19 protein-coding genes are annotated in these 19,308 nt (G+C 63.3%); 12 read left to right on the top strand and 7 right to left on the bottom strand.

Annotated features, from left to right (window positions below; genetic code table 11):
- Window positions 1-42: 42 nt before the first annotated feature.
- Window positions 43-1,128 (top strand): patatin-like phospholipase family protein, encoded by a 1,086-nt coding sequence (locus C8348_RS13630; RefSeq protein WP_106753899.1) that lies wholly within the window; start codon window positions 43-45, stop codon window positions 1,126-1,128.
- Window positions 1,129-1,216: 88 nt separating this feature from the next.
- The gene (gene mepA, locus C8348_RS13625; protein WP_106754052.1) at window positions 1,217-2,263 is read left to right on the top strand and encodes a penicillin-insensitive murein endopeptidase; all 1,047 of its coding nucleotides are present in this window, start codon (window positions 1,217-1,219) and stop codon (window positions 2,261-2,263) included.
- 31 nt (window positions 2,264-2,294) lie between these two features.
- Here mepA and C8348_RS13620 read toward each other — a convergent pair whose 3' ends face one another.
- Together C8348_RS13620 and C8348_RS13615 are read right to left on the bottom strand one after the other, a co-directional pair.
- A complete protein-coding gene (locus C8348_RS13620; protein WP_106754051.1) occupies window positions 2,295-2,681 on the bottom strand; it encodes a glyoxalase superfamily protein in 387 nt (128 codons plus the stop codon).
- A gap of 163 nt (window positions 2,682-2,844) precedes the next feature.
- Window positions 2,845-3,372 (bottom strand): GNAT family N-acetyltransferase, encoded by a 528-nt coding sequence (locus C8348_RS13615; protein ID WP_106753898.1) that lies wholly within the window; start codon window positions 3,370-3,372, stop codon window positions 2,845-2,847.
- A gap of 170 nt (window positions 3,373-3,542) precedes the next feature.
- Between C8348_RS13615 and lepA the strand changes: the two genes are divergently transcribed.
- The 3 genes from lepA to C8348_RS13600 all read left to right on the top strand — a co-directional run bounded on the left by lepA (window position 3,543) and on the right by C8348_RS13600 (window position 5,940).
- Entirely contained in the window at window positions 3,543-5,348 is a 1,806-nt protein-coding gene (gene lepA, locus C8348_RS13610; protein WP_106753897.1) for a translation elongation factor 4, read from the top strand.
- 62 nt (window positions 5,349-5,410) lie between these two features.
- A complete protein-coding gene (locus tag C8348_RS13605; RefSeq protein WP_106753896.1) occupies window positions 5,411-5,641 on the top strand; it encodes a type II toxin-antitoxin system CcdA family antitoxin in 231 nt (76 codons plus the stop codon).
- Window positions 5,641-5,940, top strand: a complete 300-nt coding sequence (locus C8348_RS13600) for a CcdB family protein (RefSeq protein WP_106753895.1) — start codon at window positions 5,641-5,643, stop codon at window positions 5,938-5,940. The genes C8348_RS13605 and C8348_RS13600 overlap by 1 nt, the downstream gene beginning before the upstream one ends.
- Before the next feature lie 21 nt (window positions 5,941-5,961).
- Here the strand turns inward: C8348_RS13600 and C8348_RS13595 are convergent, their stop codons facing one another.
- A complete protein-coding gene (locus C8348_RS13595) occupies window positions 5,962-7,587 on the bottom strand; it encodes a B12-binding domain-containing radical SAM protein (protein WP_106753894.1) in 1,626 nt (541 codons plus the stop codon).
- 437 nt (window positions 7,588-8,024) lie between these two features.
- On the opposite strand from C8348_RS13595, the gene C8348_RS13590 reads away from it, so the two are divergent.
- On the top strand, window positions 8,025-8,552 hold the full coding sequence (locus C8348_RS13590) for a PAS domain-containing protein (RefSeq protein ID WP_106753893.1): 528 nt from the start codon (window positions 8,025-8,027) through the stop codon (window positions 8,550-8,552).
- Entirely contained in the window at window positions 8,527-9,852 is a 1,326-nt protein-coding gene (locus C8348_RS13585) for a methyl-accepting chemotaxis protein (protein WP_198647048.1), read from the top strand. The genes C8348_RS13590 and C8348_RS13585 overlap by 26 nt, the downstream gene beginning before the upstream one ends.
- A 121-nt stretch (window positions 9,853-9,973) precedes the next feature.
- Here C8348_RS13585 and C8348_RS13580 read toward each other — a convergent pair whose 3' ends face one another.
- A complete protein-coding gene (locus tag C8348_RS13580) occupies window positions 9,974-10,174 on the bottom strand; it encodes a cold-shock protein (protein ID WP_106753891.1) in 201 nt (66 codons plus the stop codon).
- A 357-nt stretch (window positions 10,175-10,531) separates the two neighbouring features.
- On the opposite strand from C8348_RS13580, the gene C8348_RS13575 reads away from it, so the two are divergent.
- Window positions 10,532-11,167, top strand: a complete 636-nt coding sequence (locus tag C8348_RS13575) for a peroxiredoxin (RefSeq protein ID WP_106753890.1) — start codon at window positions 10,532-10,534, stop codon at window positions 11,165-11,167.
- 22 nt (window positions 11,168-11,189) lie between these two features.
- On the opposite strand, the gene C8348_RS13570 is transcribed toward C8348_RS13575, so the two are convergent.
- From C8348_RS13570 to C8348_RS13560, 3 genes are read right to left on the bottom strand one after another with little or no spacing between them, the layout of a single operon-like run.
- Window positions 11,190-12,056, bottom strand: coding sequence for an SDR family oxidoreductase (locus tag C8348_RS13570; protein WP_106753889.1), 867 nt, complete (start codon window positions 12,054-12,056; stop codon window positions 11,190-11,192).
- A 39-nt stretch (window positions 12,057-12,095) separates the two neighbouring features.
- On the bottom strand, window positions 12,096-12,932 hold the full coding sequence (locus C8348_RS13565; protein ID WP_106753888.1) for a TrmH family RNA methyltransferase: 837 nt from the start codon (window positions 12,930-12,932) through the stop codon (window positions 12,096-12,098).
- The gene (locus tag C8348_RS13560) at window positions 12,929-13,897 is read right to left on the bottom strand and encodes a class I SAM-dependent methyltransferase (protein ID WP_425270820.1); all 969 of its coding nucleotides are present in this window, start codon (window positions 13,895-13,897) and stop codon (window positions 12,929-12,931) included. Before C8348_RS13560 ends, C8348_RS13565 begins: the two co-directional genes overlap by 4 nt.
- A gap of 223 nt (window positions 13,898-14,120) precedes the next feature.
- Here C8348_RS13560 and C8348_RS13555 point away from each other — a divergent pair, with 223 nt between their 5' ends.
- The 4 genes from C8348_RS13555 to C8348_RS13540 all read left to right on the top strand — a co-directional run bounded on the left by C8348_RS13555 (window position 14,121) and on the right by C8348_RS13540 (window position 19,277).
- A complete protein-coding gene (locus tag C8348_RS13555; protein ID WP_106753887.1) occupies window positions 14,121-15,083 on the top strand; it encodes a GAF domain-containing protein in 963 nt (320 codons plus the stop codon).
- A gap of 402 nt (window positions 15,084-15,485) precedes the next feature.
- On the top strand, window positions 15,486-16,184 hold the full coding sequence (locus C8348_RS13550; protein WP_106753886.1) for an SRPBCC family protein: 699 nt from the start codon (window positions 15,486-15,488) through the stop codon (window positions 16,182-16,184).
- Window positions 16,185-16,285: 101 nt separating this feature from the next.
- On the top strand, window positions 16,286-16,774 hold the full coding sequence (locus tag C8348_RS13545; protein WP_106753885.1) for a (2Fe-2S)-binding protein: 489 nt from the start codon (window positions 16,286-16,288) through the stop codon (window positions 16,772-16,774).
- 139 nt (window positions 16,775-16,913) lie between these two features.
- Entirely contained in the window at window positions 16,914-19,277 is a 2,364-nt protein-coding gene (locus C8348_RS13540) for a xanthine dehydrogenase family protein molybdopterin-binding subunit (RefSeq protein WP_106753884.1), read from the top strand.
- Window positions 19,278-19,308: the final 31 nt, after the last annotated feature.

Raw genomic sequence — 19,308 nt, 5'->3', positions numbered from 1 at the left:
GCGCATGCGGGGGCGCTTGGCGGCACACGAATGAGGCAGGGCATGACATCGACAAAACGGTTCATTCTTTCCATCGACGGCGGCGGCATGCGGGGCCTCATCCCCTTGCGCGTTCTGGAAGCGCTGGAGGGAAAGCTGACACAGGCTGGCATCGAGCTGCCAATGTATCGCCTGTTCGACCTGATGTGCGGCAGCTCGACCGGCGGTTTGATTGCCGCTGGTCTTGCCGCACCCAAGGCAACCGGTGGCCACGGCGAGGTTGCGGCAACGCTTGCCGAGCTGCGCAGGTTCTTCGAGGAAGATGCCCGCGCCCTGTTCAGCCACAGCCTGCGCAAGCGGATTTCGCGCTTCGTGACGCATCCGTTCGGTGTCTTCGATGAACGTTACGACGCCCGCCTGCTCGAACAGATGCTGAAGGAACGCTTCGGCTGGACCTCCATGCAGAGTGCCCTGACGCACCTGGTCCTGACCGGCTATGACATCGAGCACCGCCGCACCTTGTTGATGGGCACGACTCCGACCGTTACGGGCGCAAGACCAGACGATTACTACATCTGGCAAGGTGTGCGCGGCGCAATGGCTGCGCCCTCGTTCTTCGAGCCGGCACGGCTCGACAACCTGACGCTCGGCCGCCAGGAGGCGATCATCGACGGCAGCGTCGTCCATGCCGATCCGGTTCTGGTCGCCTATGCGGCTGCGCGCCGGCAGGGCTGGGCGCCACGTGACATCGTCATCCTGTCGCTTGGCGTCGGCCATGCCCCGGATCGCGCCATCAACCCGGCTCAGGCAGAAAACTGGGGCGCGCATGGCTGGATGCTGCCCTCCAATGGCGCGCCGGTCTGGTCGATCCTGACCAGCGCGCAGGCGGAGGGCGTTGCCGAAGCGGCCCAGTTGCTGTTCAACGAAATGGATGGACCGACCTACATCCGCATCGACGGCACCGTCCCGGCCGAAGCGGAAGACTGGGACAATGCCCGGCCTGGCAACCTTCTGCTGCTGAACGGCGCAGCGGACCTCATCATTCGCGACCACGCGCAGGTGCTGGACCGGCTCGCGGCCATCATCGCAGCCGCCCTTCATGGGGATACCGCGCCGCAGGCCGGAACAACCTGCTTTGCCGCCGCTTGACCGCAGCCGGGGCATGATTAAGGAAACGTAAATGCCTACGGCGCAGGATTCGAAGCCGGGGCCACTGGCCCATCGCGGAGATCCGATCATGACACTGCGCCGCCGTCCGAGTTGCAGCATACGGTCAAGGCTTGCCCTTGGCTTGGTGTCCGTCGCCACCGGCTTTGCGCTGCTTGTCGGCCCGGCGGCTGCTGCAGGGCCCGTACCCACCGCAAAGCCGTCGGCCAGCAGCAGCGCCGCAGCTGCGCCGGCAGTCTCGCCCCAGCCCGACGCAGCGCCTGTAACGCCAGCGGCGCTGAAAGGCGATGCTCCGGCCAAGGACTATTTCGGCGCGATGAAGGGCCCGGCGCCGCTTGCGGCCCGCTCTATCGGATCCTACGCCAAGGGCTGTCTTGCCGGAGCGAACGCACTGCCGGTCAACGGTCCGACGTGGCAGGTCATGCGCCTGTCGCGCAACCGGAACTGGGGCCATCCGGACCTGATCCGCTATTTGCAGGACCTCGCCAAGGCGGCCCCGACGCTCGGCTGGAACGGGCTGCTGGTCGGTGATCTGGCACAGCCGCGCGGCGGGCCCATGACATCAGGCCATTCCAGCCACCAGATCGGCCTTGATGCCGACCTCTGGCTCACGCCGATGCCGAACCGTATCCTGAGCGCGGAGGAACGGGAGAACATTTCCGCCATCTCGATGGTCAAGCATCCGCAGGACAAGGCCGGGGCAGATCGCAGCGTTGATCGGTCGAAGTGGACTGACAGCCATGCTGCGCTGATCCGTCATGCTGCCAAGGACAGACGCGTGGCGCGAATCTTCGTCAATCCGGCGATCAAGAAGGCTCTGTGCGAATTCGAAACCGGTGACCGGGCCTGGCTCAACAAGGTGCGGCCCTGGTGGGGGCATGACTATCATTTCCATGTCCGCATCGCCTGCCCGGCCGGCAGCACCGGCTGTTCGGACCAGGACGCACCGCCTCCCGGCGACGGCTGCGGCGCGGACCTCACCTGGTGGCTGTCGGACGAACCCTGGGTGCCGAAACTCGATCCGGTGACGGGCAAGCCGCCACCGGTCGAGAAGAAGCGGCCGATGGCGCTCTCGGCGCTGCCTAAGGACTGCACCAGCGTGCTGACCGCACGCTGAGCCAAGTCAGACGGCTGACTCTGGAAGGCTGCTAGACCGGACCAACAGGGGATCCAACATCGATCCGGTTCCCGTCTGGATCCTCAAAAACAAAAGCCCGAAGACCATAGCCCTTGTCCTGCAGTCCCTTGATGATGCGCAGACCATGTTTGAAGCAAAGTGCGTGCACGGCATCGACATCGTCAACCAGCATATGCGCGACATTGAAGGATGGCGCATCATAGTGTGGTTGCAAGGTCAGGTGCAGCTCTGCAACTCCATTCCTGAGAATCATGAACCCGGCTGGCGAACCATTCTCGAACACCTTCGCAAAGCCGAGGACAGCGCAATAAAAATCGGTGGCCCGCTGCATGTCCCGGACGGGCAGCGTTGCGGCAATCCGGCCGAAGCCGATGCCGGAAAACTCTGGAGAGGTCATTTCCATTCCATGGTCAGGGAGGGGCATCTGCTTGCCTGGACGGTGCCCGGCTAACAGCGACACTCCCGAATAAACCAGACGAGACGGTGCTCGCGGATTACAAAATCATGGATAAACTTGCCTGTCGAGCCTTCACTACGCAGCAAACTTGGGAGGCAGCAGCTCAGACAGCCGATCCGGCGGCGGGCGGCTTTGCATCATCCAGGATCAGGGTCATCAGCACAAGATCGAGCCAGCGGCCGAACTTGAAGCCGACTTGCGGCAGACGTCCGGTCGTCTCGAACCCCAGACCTGCGTGCAGGGCGATTGATGCTGCATTCTCGGAATCGATTGCGCCGACGAGCACATGGACACCTGCGGTCTTTGCTTCGGCGATGAGCCGCTGCATAAGCGCCTTGCCAACACCCCGACCCTGCGCCGCCTCAGTCACATAGACTGAATGCTCCATGGTCAGCCGATAGCCCTCCTTGGCGCGGAAGGGACCATAGCTGCCGTAGCCAAGGATCGTTCCGGCTTCGTCAACGGCCACGATCACCGGCAGGCCGGCACCGGACCGGCCATTGAACCAGGCCTGACGCTCGGCCAGCGTTTCCTGCTTGTCCGTCCAGATCGCGGCGAGGCGGCGGACGGCGTCATTGTGGATGTCAAGAAGGGCGGGGACGTCATCGAACGAAGCAGGGCGGATCAGCATTCCAGTTTGTCCTTGTCAGCGAGGATCTGCCTTCGGCCTATCCGGTTTGCTGCCTGAATGGAATACGGCGTTTGCCGGCAGACTGTTTCGCCCGGGAAAGCGCAAATTCTCCGCGTCTTCGCCGTGCAATCCCCTTTGCGCAAATCAAAGGGAGTGGTAAACGCTCGACCATGACGAGCCAGCCCATTTCCAATATTCGCAACTTCTCCATCGTGGCCCATATCGACCACGGCAAGTCCACTCTCGCCGACCGTCTCATCCAGATGACGGGCACGATGACGGACCGGGAGATGACCGATCAGGTTCTCGACTCGATGGACATCGAGCGCGAACGCGGCATTACGATCAAGGCGCAGACCGTGCGCCTGGTCTACAACGCCAAGGACGGCAAGCAATACACGCTGAACCTCATCGACACGCCGGGCCACGTCGACTTCGCCTATGAAGTGTCGCGCTCATTGGCCGCCTGCGAAGGTTCGCTGCTGGTGGTGGACGCCAGCCAGGGCGTGGAAGCGCAGACGCTGGCCAACGTCTACCAGGCGATCGACAACAACCACGAGATCGTCACGGTCCTCAACAAGATCGACCTTCCCGCCGCCGAGCCGGACCGGGTGAAGGAGCAGATCGAGGAAGTGATCGGCATCGACGCGTCGGAAGCCGTGATGATCTCGGCCAAGACCGGCCTCGGCATCGACGATGTGCTGGAAGCCATCGTCCACAAGCTGCCAGCCCCCAAGGGCGACCACGATGCGCCGCTGAAGGCGATGCTGGTCGACAGCTGGTACGACGCCTATCTCGGCGTGATGGTGCTCGTGCGCATCATCGACGGCACGATGAAGCGCGGCCAGCGCATCCGCATGATGGGCACCAATGCGGCCTATGAAGTCGACCGCATCGGCGTCATGACGCCGAAATTTGTCACCTTCGAGGAACTCGGCCCTGGCGAGATCGGCGTCTTCACCGGCTCGATCAAGGAAGTGGCCGACACCCGCGTCGGTGACACGATCACGGACGAGCGCAAGCCCTGCGCCGAAGCCCTGCCGGGCTTCAAGCCGGCCCAGCCGGTGGTGTTCTGCGGCCTGTTCCCGGTCGATGCAGCCGATTTCGAGGATCTGCGCGCGGCCGTCGGCAAGCTGCGCCTCAATGACGCCAGCTTCTCCTTCGAGATGGAGACGTCGGCAGCGCTCGGCTTCGGCTTCCGCTGCGGCTTCCTTGGGCTGCTGCACCTGGAAATCATCCAGGAGCGCCTGTCGCGCGAGTTCGATCTGGACCTGATCGCAACCGCTCCGTCGGTGGTCTATCAGATGACCCTGACGGACGGCACCGAGGTTGACCTGCACAACCCGGCCGACATGCCGGATGTGGTCAAGATCAAGGAAATCCGCGAGCCGTGGATCCGCGCCAACATCATGACGCCGGACGAGTATCTCGGTGCGATCCTCAAGCTGTGCCAGGATCGGCGCGGCGTCCAGATTGACCTTTCCTATGTCGGTTCGCGCGCGATGGTCACCTATGACCTGCCGCTGAACGAGGTCGTCTTCGATTTCTACGACCGGCTGAAGTCCATCTCCAAGGGCTATGCGTCCTTCGACTACACCCTGACGGACTATCGCGAAGGCGACCTCGTCAAGATGTCGATCCTCGTCAACGAGGAGCCGGTCGACGCCCTGTCGATGTTGATCCATCGCTCGCAGTCCGAACGTCGCGGCCGTGCCATGTGCGAGAAGCTGAAGGACCTGATCCCGCGGCACATGTTCAAGATCCCGATCCAGGCCGCCATCGGCGCCCGGGTGATCGCCCGTGAAACCCTCGCCGCCCTGCGCAAGGACGTGACCGCCAAGTGCTACGGCGGCGACGCCACCCGCAAGCGCAAGCTTCTGGAAAAGCAGAAGGAAGGCAAGAAGCGGATGCGGCAGTTCGGCAAGGTCGAGATCCCGCAGGAGGCCTTCATCAAGGCACTCAAGATGGAAGAGTGATCCCTTCTCTTGCAGCCCGGTGCCGTGCTACCGTTTTTCGGTATCGGGTCTGCGAGGGTAAGATGTCGCAAAAGCCGCCAATGCGAGAAACGATTGCCGTCAACAGCAAGTTGATGGCTCGTGCGCTTGACCTCAAACTGGATGTTGTCCGGGCTGCTGAGGCTGGTATCGACCGGGCTATCCAGGACGAAAAGGAACGGCTCTGGCGACTGGAGAATGCTGAAGGCTTCGAGGCCGCCAACGACTGGGTGGCCCGAAACGGCCTTCCGCTGAACCGGTTCCGGACGTTCTGATGGCCCGTTTCCAGGTGCGCCGCCTGCGCAACAGCCCTGTGCTCGGCCTTGAACTGCAGGCCAATCTCCTCGACAAGCTGACGACCCGGGTGCTGGTACCGCTGGTTCCCGTCGCCGAACTTGGACAAACCATCCGCCAGATCAATCCGGTGTTCGAAATCGGCGGCGTGTCCTATGCGCTGCTGTCGCAGCACATCGCCGCCGTGCCCCTGACCGAGATCGGAGACGTGGTTGCCGATCTGTCACGGCATGCGGACGCGATTGTCGCGGCAACAGATTTCATGTTTCAGGGATTTTAAGCGCGGTATCTGCGCGTCATATCAAGCTGCCGAAGCAGTTGGCCTGGTCCAGCGCCCCTGCTCGACATCCTCGATCTGCTTGTCGATCTCGCTCATGACATAGCGGGAAAACGGCCCGAGGTGGACATAGAGTGCCATCATCATCAGCACGGGCTTGATCGAGCGCAGATCGCGGGAGGCGGCATAGGCCAAGGTCCGCCAGAACGGCCCCCGGAACTGTGGGTGCCGAATACTCATTGACCAGAGCAGGCGGCCGAACAGTTTCAGGTCATGGAAGAGCCCAGCCCCCAGAAGCTGGCCATTTGCCCCATCCAAGCGGAGGAGATCAGCAACCCGCCGCACCCGCCGGAAATATGCCTCGGGCGTGTAGATGTCGTCGACGATCTTACGATAGTCGCGCAGAATACTGGCGCGCGAGCGCCTCGTGTCGAAGTTCAGGCCCGACGTGCACTGGTCGCCCATCTGGTCGGTTTCCGCATTGGAAATGTCGAACTCAGCATGCAAACGCCCTTCCCGCTCCAGCCGGCGAGTCAGCTGTGTGTTGGGAAGGGCATACAGCAGGCCCACCATGGACACCGGGATCGCCGCTTCCTCGATCAGGGCTGAAATTTCCTCGGCGACCCGGTCATTTTCCTCGTCAAAGCCGACGATAAAACCGGCCAGAACCCAGATGCCGGCGCCATAAATCTTGTGAACGCTCTTGGCGATATCGCGCCGGGTGTTCTGCTTCTTGCGGGTGGCGTTGAGAACGTCGGGATCGGGACTTTCAATGCCGATGAAGACCGAGAAGAAGCCCGCTTCCTGCATGAGGGAGAGCAGTTCGTCATCGTCCGCCAGGTTGAGGGATGCCTCAGTCGACATTTCGAACGGCCGTTTCCGCTGCCGTTGCCATTCGGCAAGGGCAGGTAGGAAAGCCTTTACTGCCTTCTTGTTGCCGATCAGGTTGTCATCGACAAAATCGACATGACCTCGGTAGCCGAGGGCATGCAGGCGACCGAGTTCGGCCAGCATCTGTTCGTTGGTCTTTGTCCGGGGCTTCCGCCCGTAAAGCTCGATGATGTCGCAAAATTCGCAGGTGAATGGACAGCCGCGCGAATACTGGACATTGACCTGGACGTAATTGCTGAAATTCAGGAGATCGAAGCGGGGGACCGGGCTTGTGGTTACATCCGCCTTGAATTTCTCCGCTGTGAAGGTTCCCTGTCTCTCACCCCGGCCCCAGGCATCGAGAAACGCAGACAAGATGCCTTCAGCCTCTCCAAGCACCCGGAAATCAGCCTCCTCATAGACATGCGGACTGGAGGTCGCATCTGGTCCGCCGACAACCACCGGCACCCCAGCCGCACGGCAACGCCGGATCAGCGCCAGGGTGTCGCCTTGCTGGGGCAGCATGCCGCCGGTCAGAACCACATCAGCCCAGGCAAGATGATCGTCGGTCAGTTCATCGGTGTTGCGGTCCACCAGTTGTACGTCCCACGACCCTGGAAGCATGGCGGCCACCGTGATGAGGCCGAGCGGCGGGGCGGGATATTTGGCACCGATCAGTTCGCAGGTTGCCTGGTAGTTCCAGAAGGAACCGGCGTTGAACCGCGGGTAAATGAGCAGGGCCTTGCATGCCTGCCCTGCGGGCGTCGTCCCGTCGCTCATGCTCTCCCCTCCACCGCCATATGGTGGAGCACTATGGCCCCGCTTCATTGGAAGGAGATGACAACGCTACGTCAACGAAAAAGGACGGGGCGCAAACGCAACGGCAAGACTGCGGCTCCTGCCCTTTCCGCCGAGACGCAACTTCGGTATCCAGAAATTTCGATCCTGTACCAGACCAGGCTATTGATGTTTTTACGGTATCAAAATCTATACCACACAAAATAGACTTAAATATCTCGATTTGAATTATATTGTCTCCCATATCAGTCTTCGTGATGCTCCTGTTCCTGGATTACAGTTTCGAAGCCGGCTTCATCCTTGATTAACGACATATGCGGCACTGTTTCCCGACAATGTGCGGCTGATCGACCTCAAGAGGTCACACATCTACAGGAACCGGAGGCGCTTCCTGGGCGCCTGACACCGAGACAAACCACATGGCAAAGCAGAAAGTCCTGCCAACAGGCGTGGAGCGATTTTTCAGCGACAAGGATCTGATTGTCTCCAAGACTGACCTGAAGGGCCGGATCACCTACACCAACCGGATCTTCCGGGACATCGCCGGCTATTCCGGGGCAGACCTCGACGGCGCCCCGCACAGCCTCATCCGTCACCCAGACATGCCCCGCTGCGTGTTCAAGCTGCTCTGGGATACAATCGAGGCGGGCGGCGAGGTGTTCGCCTATGTCAAGAACATGTGCGCGAATGGCGACCACTACTGGGTCCTGGCGCATGTGACCCCGTCCTACGACGCGGCTGGCCGGATGGTTGGTTATCACTCCAATCGGCGCGTCCCCAATCCGACGCTTATCCGCGATACCATCACTCCGCTTTACGAAAGGCTGCTGGAAGCAGAACGCCAGGCTCCGGACCGGAAGATCGGGATGCAGGCCGGACATGCCCTCCTGACCGGGCTGCTGCAGGACAAGGGCACGAGCTATGATGAATTCATCCACACTCTCTAAGGCGCTCGTCGCCATTGTCCTTGCGCTTGGCGCATGTCTGATGTCTGCAGCCGCTGCCCTGACCGGGGCTCCGGGACTTGCCGCGACCTCGGCCTTTGCCGCGTCTGGCCTTCTGGTCCTGGCAGTCATCTTGCTGCTGCGGAGCCGCGCCGCCATCGCCCATGCGGTGGATGTCTGTACACGCGTTGGCTGGGGCGACTTCGAAGTTCGGGCCAATGACCTGTCAGCAAAAGGTGACCTTGGCGACCTGCTGCTGGCGCTGAACCACCTGATCGACCGGACGGATGCCTTCATGCGGGAAGCCGCCGCTTCCATGTCGGCGATCCACGAGAACCGATATTATCGCCGCATCCAGCCTGGCGGGCTTGCAGGTGCATTTCTGCGCAGTGCCGAAATCATGAACAAGGCCACCGAAACCATCCAGGGCCGTGTTGGTGCCTTTCATCATTCCACCGGTGCATTCGAAGCCGAGGTCAACGAGATCGCGCGGAAACTGGCAGAGGCGGCCGGTGACATGACCGGGACCGCGCGCAACCTGAATGAGGTTGCGCAATCGAACACGGAGCGGATGACAACCGTCGCAACTGCCACCGAAGAGGCCTCGGAAAATGTCCGCGTCGCTTCCGAAGCGACCGATCGCCTGTCCCAGTCCGCGCGCGAGATCGGTGCCCAGATCAACCGCTCGGCCACCATCGCACGGCAGGCCGTCCAGCAGGTGGAACAAGGACAGGCGAAAGCAAAGGGTCTGTCGGCATCGACAGAAGCCATTTCGGCGATCATCGCCCTCATCTCCGACATCGCCGACCAGACAAACTTGCTGGCCCTCAACGCCACAATCGAGGCCGCACGCGCGGGTGAAATGGGGCGCGGCTTCGCCGTTGTCGCCAATGAAGTCAAACAGTTGGCTGGCCAGACGGCAAAAGCGACCAAGGAAATCACGGAGTCCCTCGCCGAGGTGGAAAGCGCCAGCCGGGAAACGGTCTTCGCATTCGACACGGTGTCGACCACGATTGCCGAGATCGAGGGCATCACGTCGATCATCGCCTCCGCCTCCGGCGAGCAGAGCCGCGCGACAGCCGAGATCGCCACGACCGTGGAGACGACAGCGCAGCGCACGAGCGAGGTCAGTGACAACGTGGTCGGGGTGAGCAATGCGGTCAGCAGTACCCAGGACTCGGCCGAGACAGTGCTTCACTCCGCGAGCAATGTCGCGCAGACGGCTGGCGAACTGACGGAAGTTGTGGCCCGCTTTGTACAATCACTGAAACGCGGCCCCCTGGAAGGGCGAGACGCTGCCTGACAATTTGCAGCGGGATATTTGGGACAACAAAAAAGGGCGGATCACTCCGCCCTTCGTCGTTTAAGACCGTGACAGAAGCCCTTGCAGCAGCAGCCGGGAAGGCGCGCTGCGGGCTTGGCCGTCAGAGGACCTTCACATGCTCGGCAAGGCCTCGCCCGGCCCGGAACGCCATGTCGAAGGCCACAAGCTGGCCCTCCTTCAGCGTCTCGATACCGGAGCGGCGGAGGCTGTCGATCTCGACCAGCACATCATCGCCTTCCTGCGGTTCGATTGCACCGATACCTCGGTGCATGTCGAACCATTTTACGTTTCCATGATCCATGGACTTACTTCCGTTAATACTCACTACGTCTTATACACCGGCTGTCTAGCCGGACTTTGAAACGTCTTGATGACAGTTTTGATTGAAACGTCGCCGCATCTAGCCAGCTTTGGCTTGTGGCAACCTTACGCAAGTTTGCGGACTTCTGGTTAATCAGCGGTTAATTCGCTGGCAGATTGCCACAAGGCGCATCCAGAACGGGATGCAACACTCACTCGCCACGCTAAGGTGGTACATGACTGCGGCAATTTCAAGGGGCGTCAGCGCATTCACCCTGTGATAGGTAACAGGGGGTTGGTTCTTGATTGCATGTCCGGGCCCTGGCCCGGTGCTCTGCCTGTCAAAAAAGGAAGTCTCATGTCCGCCTTGCTTCTCGGCGATCTCGCCCCCGATTTCGAAGTCGACACCACCTCCGGCCCGCTGCGCTTCCATGAAGCGATCGACGGCCACTGGGCCGTGCTGTTTTCCCATCCGAAGGACTTCACGCCGGTCTGCACGACCGAGCTTGGCATGACTGCCAAGCTGAAGGACGAGTTCGACAAGCGCGGCGTCAAGGTGTTTGGCGTGTCGGTGGATCCGATCGCAGATCACCATGCCTGGATCGGCGACATCAAGGAAACGCAAGGCGTTGCCCTCAACTTCCCGCTCATTGCCGACCCCGCCCGCACGGTCGCGAGCCTCTATGGCATGATCCATCCGAACGCCAGCGACACCTTCACCGTGCGTTCGCTGTTCATCATTGGCCCGGACAAGAAGGTGAAGCTGAAGATCGAGTATCCGGCCTCGACGGGGCGCAACTTCGACGAAGTGCTGCGCGTTATCGACTCGCTGCAGCTCACCGCCAAGCATCAGGTGGCGACGCCGGCCAACTGGACCTCGGGCGAGGACGTCATCATCGTTCCCTCGCTGAACGATGAAGCGGCCAAGGCAAAGTTCCCGGACGGCTGGAAGACGCTGAAGCCCTACCTGCGCATGGTTGCACAGCCGAAGTGACTTTCCGAGGGCGGCTGGCGGCTCAATCAGCCTCGCCGGCCGCCATCAGCGCCTCCAGCGCGACACGGTAGTTGGGAAACTGGAACTTGTAACCCAGCTCGGCCTTCACACGCGCGTTCGAGACGCGCTTGTTCTCGCCGTAGAACGAGCGTGCCATGGGCGACAGCTCAGCTGTGGCGAAGTCCTGCTCGGGCTGTGGCGTCACGCCCATCAGCTCGGCCGCATAGGTGACGACGTCCTGCGGCGGGCAGGGCTCGTCGTCGGTGACGTTGAAGATCCGCGTGCGGGGCCGGGCCATGGAGGCCTCCAGTGCGCCTGCAATATCGGCGACATGGATGCGGTTGAACACCTGCCCCGGCTTGATCAGCCGTTTCGCCGTGCCCTTCTTGAGGTTCTCGAAGGCGTTGCGCCCGGGGCCGTAGATGCCCGACAGGCGGAAGATCTGCACCGGCAGGTCAGCCTCCCGGCCGAAGGCGAGCCAGGCGTTCTCAGCGTCGACGCGCTGCACCGAGCGCTTGGAAACCGGCTTGCACGGGGTCTCCTCGTCCACCCATGCGCCGTCGTGGTCGCCATAGACGCCGACGGTCGACAGATAGCCGATCCACTCCGGCCGGGCGGCGGCGATGTCGCGGCCATGGTGCACCAGCGCCGGATCGCCGGCCTCGTCCGGTCCGATCGACAACAGCACATGGGTGGCGCTTGCAAGCGCGTCGGCAACGCCGGCGCCTGGCGCAGTGCCGTCAAACAGGAATGGCTCGACGCCCATGGCGCGCAACCGCTCGGCCTTGTCCTGCGATCGCGTCGTGCCGCCGATCCACTCGAACCGGTGCTTCACCCGCTCGATGAAGCCGCGGGACGAAAACCCGACGCCGAAGACGAAGAGACGCATGCCAAGGCTCCTGCTGCGAAAGTCTGATCACTGACCCCGTTATAGGGCGAGATGCTTGCGGCGGATTTCATAAAGCGCAATGCCCGTGGCGACAGCGAGATTGAGGCTGTCCGCCTGCCCCGCCTGCGGGATGCGCACCAGCGTCTTGCAGGCAGCGGCGAGGTCAGCCGACAGCCCCTGCTGCTCGTTGCCCATCACCAGCAGCGCCGGCTCGGTGTAGTCGACGGTGCGGTAGTCGACCGAGCCTTCCAGATGCGTCGCCACCACGGTGCCCGGCCAGCGGCCGACGAAGGCCTTAAAGGCGTCCGGGCTGGTCTTGACCAGCGGCACATGGAACAGCGAGCCCATGGTCGCGCGCACGGCTTCCACCGCAAAGGGATCGGTGCAGTCGCCGATGAGGATGACGCCCGACGCGCCCACAGCATCAGCGGTCCGGATGATCGTGCCCAGGTTGCCCGGATCCCGCACCCGGTCGAGGGCGATCCAGACCGTGGAAGCGCGCGGATCAATGGCCTCGAGCGGCATCATCTGCTGCTCGTAGACGCCCACCACCATCTGCGGATTGTCCTTCCGCGTGATCGCCTCGAGGATCGGCGTGTTTACCTCGAGGATCAGCGCCCCGCGTGCCTTGGCCGTGGCGGCGGCTTTCTGCGCCACCGGGTTGTCGCGCGCGTCCGGACCGATCGCGAGATAGCGCACTGTCCAGCCGGCGGCGAGCGCATCGGTGGCCAGTTTCAGCCCCTCGGCCACGAACAGGCCGGTCTGGGTCCGGTGCTTGCGCAGCGCCACCAGGCCCTTGATGTCCTTGATGATCGGGTTGGAGTGGCTGGTGATCTGCTTCACCGCGCCGGCGCGCGGACGGGAGGTTTCGCTCATGCGCCGCTCCAGCGGGAAAAGAGGGACGTGGAGAGGGCGCGCGGGCCGTTCTCCTCGCGGATGACCAGTTCGCCCGATTCCAGCAGGCCACCCTGCCTGGCCAGCGTCTCGGCCATCAGCTCATGAACCGACAGGAACGAGGCGCGGATGGCATAGGCGGTCAGGATCATGAACAGCGCGTTGGGCGACAGCAGCTGCCGCAGCATGTCCAGCATCTCCGGCAGGTTCACGAACAGGTCCCACACCTCGCCCTTCGGGCCGCGGCCATACTTCGGCGGATCGAGAATGATGCCGTCATAGGTGCTGCCGCGGCGCACTTCCCGGGCCACGAACTTGCTCGCATCCTCGAGGATCCAGCGGATCGGCAGATCGTTCAGGCCCGAGAGGTCCTGGTTTTCGCGCGCATAGGCAATGGCCTTCTTGGAGGCATCGACATGGGTCACCTGCGCCCCGGCGGCGGCCGGAAGCAACGAGGCAAGGCCGGTGTAGCCGAACAGGTTGAGCACCTTGATCGGACGGTCCGGCTCGGCGGCCTTTGCCGCACGCACCTTCTCCATCACCCAGTCCCAGTGCGGAGCCTGCTCGGGGAACACGCCGACATGGCGGAAGGACATGAAACGCCCGAAATAGCGCGCCGGCCCATAGGCCATTTCCCAGGTCTCGGGCACGCTGCCGGCGAACTTCCAGCGGCCGGGGCCTTCCTCGTCCACGTCGCCGGTGAAGACCGCGTCGGCCCGCTCCCAGACGGCCGGCTTCAGGCGCGGTGTGCCCATCGCCTGCGGCTCCGGGCGCACCACGGTGAAGCGGCCATAGCGTTCCAGCTTCTGGCCGCGCCCCATGTCGAGGAGGGCGTAGTCCTTCCAGCCGGCCGTTTCGAGCACGACGGGCCAGCGCTGCAACGGCGGCAGGCCGGCGCGCGGAAGGGACAAAGATTGCGGAGCGGCGGAAACCGGCGTGTCGGGCACGGCGTGACCTTTTCAACTGCGAAAGAAAACCAGAAGAAAGCCATTAGGCCGGGCGCGCCGCCCGGTCAATCAATCCGGGCCGATTTCCGGCCTTGCACGGACACGTGAGCAGCTTTCCCGGCGATAAATGCGAAAGCTTTTGACAACAGCACCGGGATTTGATCGCCTGTCCCTTCAAGAGGAGAACAAACGGGCGAAAGACCCGTCTAGGGAGGAGAGACGCATGCTGAGCGTTCCTGGACGCGGGCGCAGCCATGCCGACCGCGTCGCCGAAGCTGTCAACAGCAAGGTCTGTGCCGCAACGTCAGGCATAGCGGCATCCTGGCGCCGCTCGATGGTCTATCACGGACTCGATCCTGCCAGCCGCAGGTCGGCTCACCGTGTCGAGGACGGTTCCCTGCGCCAGGCGCGTGAACGATCGCAGGACCTGATCCGGATCGCCATGCCAACGCTGGAGCGGCTTTACTCCACGCTCGGCAGCAGCGGCTGCTCCGTGGCCCTCACCGATACCGACGGACTGATCCTCGAGGCCCGCCGCGCGGCCGGCGATGCCAGGGACTTTGACAGCTGGGGACTGGCGACCGGGGCCGTCTGGAGCGAGGCCATGGAGGGCACCAATGGCATCGGCACCTGCGCGGCGGAGCGCCGCGCGGTGGTCATTCACCAGGACCAGCATTTCCGCACCGACAACATCGCCATGAGCTGCATGGGGGCGCCGATCTTCGATCCGACCGGTCAAATGGCAGGCGTTCTCGATGTATCCAGCTGCCGCCGGGATCTGGAACTGCCTTACGCGCAGATGCTGGGTCTCATCGTGGCAGAGAGCGCAAGAGCCGTCGAAAGCGACCTGTTCCGGTCGGCGTTTCATGGCTGCCGTATTGTCGTGGCCGAAGGTCATGGCACGGCGGGCGTTTCCCTGCTCGCCCTCGACAAGGATGATGTGATCGTCGGCGCAACGCGGCAGGCACGCAAGGCACTGGAACTGACGGATGCGCTGCTCGCAGCCGCGCCGTCAGCCGCGCCCTACCTCGGCGAGCAGGAAGGCGAAGGCCGCGGAACAGAACGGGCAGCTCTGCGCCGGGCATTGGCTCGCGCCCAGGGCAACGTCTCGGCGGCCGCGCGCGATCTCGGCATCAGCCGGGCGACGATGTATCGCAAGATGGCGCAACACGGACTCAGTGACTGAGCCGCCAGCAAGCCGGGCGTCGGCGCCCTGTCTCAGGGCTGAGACATTTCTCGGCTATCGCTAGGGAACCGCGCTTGCAGGCCTGCGCTTCAGGACGCAGTCTTGCGGCGTCAGCCATTGCCGGGCCGCCCCTGGAGGAGGGGCAAGGCCGCAACCGGCTTGCGAGACGAGTGACCGGTGTGAACGATCCGAGGGGACCAACGTCCTCCGGATGGCTGATGCGGGTCACGTCTCCGCTTGTCAGGGGCGCCAAGGTCCGACACTCTTGGCTGACGCAGCGCAGCGCTACACGTCTGGCGCGCAGCCGATCCCTTCGATCAGCGGGGGAAGGTTCCGCCCGGTTTGCAGCGACGCGAAAGTGCTCCGGACTGACCGGAGACGACAGAGGGAGGCCGGACCGTCATGGATATGTCGGGTGAGTATCGCATTCCCGCGCCACGCAACGATGTGTGGAACGCCCTGAACGATCCCGAGGTGCTGAAGGCTTGCATTCCTGGCTGTGAAAGCCTGGAAATGACGTCGCCGACGCAGATGACGGCATCTGTCACCTCAAAAATCGGCCCGGTGAAAGCCCACTTTACCGGCGTCGTCACGCTCGAGAACATCAACCCGCCCGAAAGCTACACGATCACCGGCGAAGGCAAGGGCGGCGTCGCCGGTTTTGCCAAGGGCGGCGCGGATGTGAAGCTGACCGAGGACGGTGACGACACAATCCTGACCTATACCGCAAGGGCCCAGGTGGGCGGCAAGCTGGCCCAGCTGGGCAGCCGTCTGATCGATTCCACCGCACGCAAGATGGCGGACGAGTTCTTCGGCAAGTTCTCCGAAATGGTTGCTGGCGCTGCGGCGACAACCCAAGAGGATGATGCGTCCGATCCGGATATCGCCGTGATCGAGGAGGCCCGCACGATCGCAATGACCCAGGCTGGCGAAGCCGTGGTTCATGCCGCAGGCGACATGGAGCACCACATTGGCCAGGCCGTCATTGACGCGGAGGAGAAAGTTGAGGAAGCCGCCGCGAAAGGAAGCTTTGGCGGTCCGATGATGTGGGGCCTCATCGCATTGGCCGCCGTCATCGCTGTGCTGGCGCTGGCAAACTAGACGGCACAAGTTGCGGGACCACCGGTCCTGGCATGACATGAAATGACCCTGTCTGGCGGTGACGCGAACCGGTCAGGCAGACCTGAGGGAGGAACAAAAGCATGGCGAAAGTATCCATGACCGTGAACGGCAAGAAGGTCTCGGCGGATGTCGAAGACCGCACCTTGCTGGTTCACTATCTGCGGGAGGCCCAGGGCCTGACCGGAACGCATGTCGGCTGCGATACATCGCAGTGCGGCGCCTGCGTCGTGCATGTGAACGGCAAGGCCGTGAAGTCCTGCACAATGCTGGCGGCCCAGGCGGGCGGGGCGACCGTCACCACGATTGAAGGACTGGCCAACGGGGCAGATCTGCATCCGGTGCAGGCGGCGTTCCGCGAGCATCATGGCCTGCAATGCGGCTTCTGCACGCCCGGCATGATCATGGCCGCGGTCGACATGATCGAGCGGCATGGCGCGAACCTTGATGAGGCAACCATCCGCCACGAGCTGGAAGGCAACATCTGCCGCTGCACCGGCTACCACAACATCGTCAAGGCGATCAAAGCCGCGGCTGACCAGATGGCCAGCATGCGCACCGCTGCCGAGTAACCGGCACGCTTCAGTTTCCCACCTGCGCGGTTGCCGCGCGGGACATCTGAACTGGACCGGCAGGCTGGATCACGGCCGTGAGGAGGCGGCACCAGCCGGGCCGGACAAGCAGCAAGACGCTGCCTGAGGGAGAACGTCCATGGGAGTTCAAGGCATCGGGGCTCGTGCCCTGCGCAAGGAAGACAAGCGCTTCATCACCGGCAAGGGCCGGTACACCGACGACATGACGGCCGCGCGCATGACCTTTGCGGCTTTTGTGCGCTCGCCGCATGCCCACGCCCGGATCACCGGGATTGATGCCAGCGCGGCGCTGGAGATGCCCGGTGTCGAGGCCGTGCTCACGGGTGAGCAGCTGGTCGGCGACGGCGTCGGCAACCTCATCTGCGGCTGGATGATCCATTCGCGTGACGGCACACCGATGAAGATGGGCGCCTGGCGCGCGCTGGAACCGGAGATCGTGCGCTATGCCGGACAGGCGGTGGCCGTTGTCATCGCTGAGACCCAGGGTCAGGCCCGGGATGCGGCAGAAGCTGTCGTCGTTTCCTATGAGGAACTGCCGGTCATCGTCGATCCGGCCGCGGCGCTGCAACCCGGCGCACCGCAGCTGCATCCGGAAGCCCCCGGCAACCTGATCTATGACTGGGTCATCGGTGACGAGGCAGCCACCAACGCGGCCTTCGCCAAGGCAGCCCATGTCACCAGGCTCGACATCACCAACAACCGTCTGGTGCCGAACCCGATGGAGCCGCGTGCGGCGCTTGCCGACTATGATGCGGCCGAGGAGCACTTCACGCTGCATACCACTTCGCAGAACCCGCATGTGGCGCGCCTGGTGCTGTCGGCCTTCTACAACATCGCGCCCGAGCACAAGCTGCGGGTCATCGCGCCGGATGTGGGCGGCGGTTTCGGCTCGAAAATCTACATCTACCCGGAAGAGATGGTCTGCCTGTGGGCATCCAAGCGCGTTGGCCGTCCGGTGAAGTGGGTCAGCGACCGAACCGAGGCCTTCCTCACGGATGCCCATGGCCGCGATCACCGGTCTGAGGCCGAACTGGCGCTGGACGCCAACCACAAGATCATCGGCTTCCGCGTCAACACCATCGCGAACATCGGCGCCTACATGTCGCTGTTCTCGTCATCGGTGCCGACCTACCTCTATGCGACGCTGTTGTCGGGCCAGTACGACATCCCGGCCATCTTCTGTAACGTGAAGGCCGTTTACACCAACACCACGCCGGTCGACGCCTACCGTGGTGCCGGACGGCCCGAGGCGACCTATCTGGTTGAACGCATGATGGAAACGGCTGCACGCGAAGTCGGGCTGGACCCGGCCGAGTTCCGCCGCCGCAACTTCATCCGCGCCTTCCCGCACCAGACGCCGGTGATCATGTGCTACGATGCGGGCGACTATGACGCCACGCTGGATGCGGCACTGAAGGCTGTCGACTATGCCGGCTTCCCCGCCCGCAAGGCCGAGGCGGCACGGCGTGGCAAGCTGCGCGGCATTGGCCTGTCCTGCTACATTGAGGCCTGCGGCATTGCGCCTTCGGCGGCCGTGGGATCGCTCGGCGCGGGCGTCGGCCTCTGGGAGTCGGCCGAAGTGCGCGTCAATCCGGTTGGCACCATCGAGGTCCTGACGGGCTCGCACAGCCATGGCCAGGGTCATGAGACCACCTTCGCCCAGCTGATCTCGGATCGCTTCGGCGTCGACACCGACAGTGTGTCGATCGTGCATGGCGACACCGACAAGGTACAGTTCGGCATGGGCACCTACGGCTCGCGGTCCGGCGCGGTCGGCATGTCGGCCATCGTCAAGGCGCTCGACAAGGTCGAGGCAAAGGCCAAGAAGATCGCCGCGCATCTGATGGAAGCTGCCGAGGGCGACATCGTCTTTGAAGGCGGCCAGCTGAAGGTTGCCGGCACGGACAAGGCCCTGCCCTTCTTCCAGGTGGCACTCGCCGCCTACACGGCCCACAACCTGCCGGCCGGCATGGAGCCGGGCCTCAAGGAAGGCGCGTTCTACGATCCGTCGAACTTCACCTTCCCCGCTGGCACCTATGTCTGCGAGGTCGAGATCGATCCGGAAACCGGCAAGACGCAGATCATCAACTTCGTGGCTGCGGATGACTTCGGCAAGATCATCAACCCGATGATCGTCGAGGGCCAGGTGCATGGCGGCCTGACCCAGGGTATCGGCCAGGCGCTGCTCGAAAACACGGCCTATGACGAGGGCGGCCAGCTGATCACCGGTTCGTTCATGGATTATGCCATGCCGCGCGCGGACGACGTGCCGTCCTACACGCTGATGACGACGGAGACCATCTGCCCGGGCAACCCGCTCGGCATGAAGGGCTGCGGCGAAGCCGGCGCGATCGGCTCGCCCCCGGCCGTCATCAACGCCATCACCGACGCGCTCGGCATCCGCGAGATGGCCATGCCGGCAACCCCGGAACGCGTCTGGAAGGCGATCCAGGACAGCCGCCGGGCGATGGCAGCCGAGTGACCAACGGCAGCGGGCTGGCGCGCTGATACGG

The organism is Pannonibacter carbonis (genome assembly GCF_003012935.1).
GTDB lineage: Bacteria > Pseudomonadota > Alphaproteobacteria > Rhizobiales > Stappiaceae > Pannonibacter > Pannonibacter carbonis.
Note: the sequence above shows the minus strand (reverse complement) of the source record. Positions and strands in the feature narration are given on the sequence as shown.

Excerpts from the sequence above, each read along its gene's own strand:
- C8348_RS13630 (WP_106753899.1), top strand. The coding sequence starts at position 43 with ATGACATCGACAAAACGGTTCATTCTTTCCATCGACGGCGGCGGCATG.
- mepA (WP_106754052.1), top strand. The coding sequence starts at position 1,217 with ATGACACTGCGCCGCCGTCCGAGTTGCAGCATACGGTCAAGGCTTGCC.
- C8348_RS13620 (WP_106754051.1), bottom strand. The coding sequence starts at position 2,681 with ATGACCTCTCCAGAGTTTTCCGGCATCGGCTTCGGCCGGATTGCCGCA.
- C8348_RS13615 (WP_106753898.1), bottom strand. The coding sequence starts at position 3,372 with ATGCTGATCCGCCCTGCTTCGTTCGATGACGTCCCCGCCCTTCTTGAC.
- lepA (WP_106753897.1), top strand. The coding sequence starts at position 3,543 with ATGACGAGCCAGCCCATTTCCAATATTCGCAACTTCTCCATCGTGGCC.
- C8348_RS13605 (WP_106753896.1), top strand. The coding sequence starts at position 5,411 with ATGTCGCAAAAGCCGCCAATGCGAGAAACGATTGCCGTCAACAGCAAG.
- C8348_RS13600 (WP_106753895.1), top strand. The coding sequence starts at position 5,641 with ATGGCCCGTTTCCAGGTGCGCCGCCTGCGCAACAGCCCTGTGCTCGGC.
- C8348_RS13595 (WP_106753894.1), bottom strand. The coding sequence starts at position 7,587 with ATGAGCGACGGGACGACGCCCGCAGGGCAGGCATGCAAGGCCCTGCTC.
- C8348_RS13590 (WP_106753893.1), top strand. The coding sequence starts at position 8,025 with ATGGCAAAGCAGAAAGTCCTGCCAACAGGCGTGGAGCGATTTTTCAGC.
- C8348_RS13585 (WP_198647048.1), top strand. The coding sequence starts at position 8,527 with ATGATGAATTCATCCACACTCTCTAAGGCGCTCGTCGCCATTGTCCTT.
- C8348_RS13580 (WP_106753891.1), bottom strand. The coding sequence starts at position 10,174 with ATGGATCATGGAAACGTAAAATGGTTCGACATGCACCGAGGTATCGGT.
- C8348_RS13575 (WP_106753890.1), top strand. The coding sequence starts at position 10,532 with ATGTCCGCCTTGCTTCTCGGCGATCTCGCCCCCGATTTCGAAGTCGAC.
- C8348_RS13570 (WP_106753889.1), bottom strand. The coding sequence starts at position 12,056 with ATGCGTCTCTTCGTCTTCGGCGTCGGGTTTTCGTCCCGCGGCTTCATC.
- C8348_RS13565 (WP_106753888.1), bottom strand. The coding sequence starts at position 12,932 with ATGAGCGAAACCTCCCGTCCGCGCGCCGGCGCGGTGAAGCAGATCACC.
- C8348_RS13555 (WP_106753887.1), top strand. The coding sequence starts at position 14,121 with ATGCTGAGCGTTCCTGGACGCGGGCGCAGCCATGCCGACCGCGTCGCC.
- C8348_RS13550 (WP_106753886.1), top strand. The coding sequence starts at position 15,486 with ATGGATATGTCGGGTGAGTATCGCATTCCCGCGCCACGCAACGATGTG.
- C8348_RS13545 (WP_106753885.1), top strand. The coding sequence starts at position 16,286 with ATGGCGAAAGTATCCATGACCGTGAACGGCAAGAAGGTCTCGGCGGAT.
- C8348_RS13540 (WP_106753884.1), top strand. The coding sequence starts at position 16,914 with ATGGGAGTTCAAGGCATCGGGGCTCGTGCCCTGCGCAAGGAAGACAAG.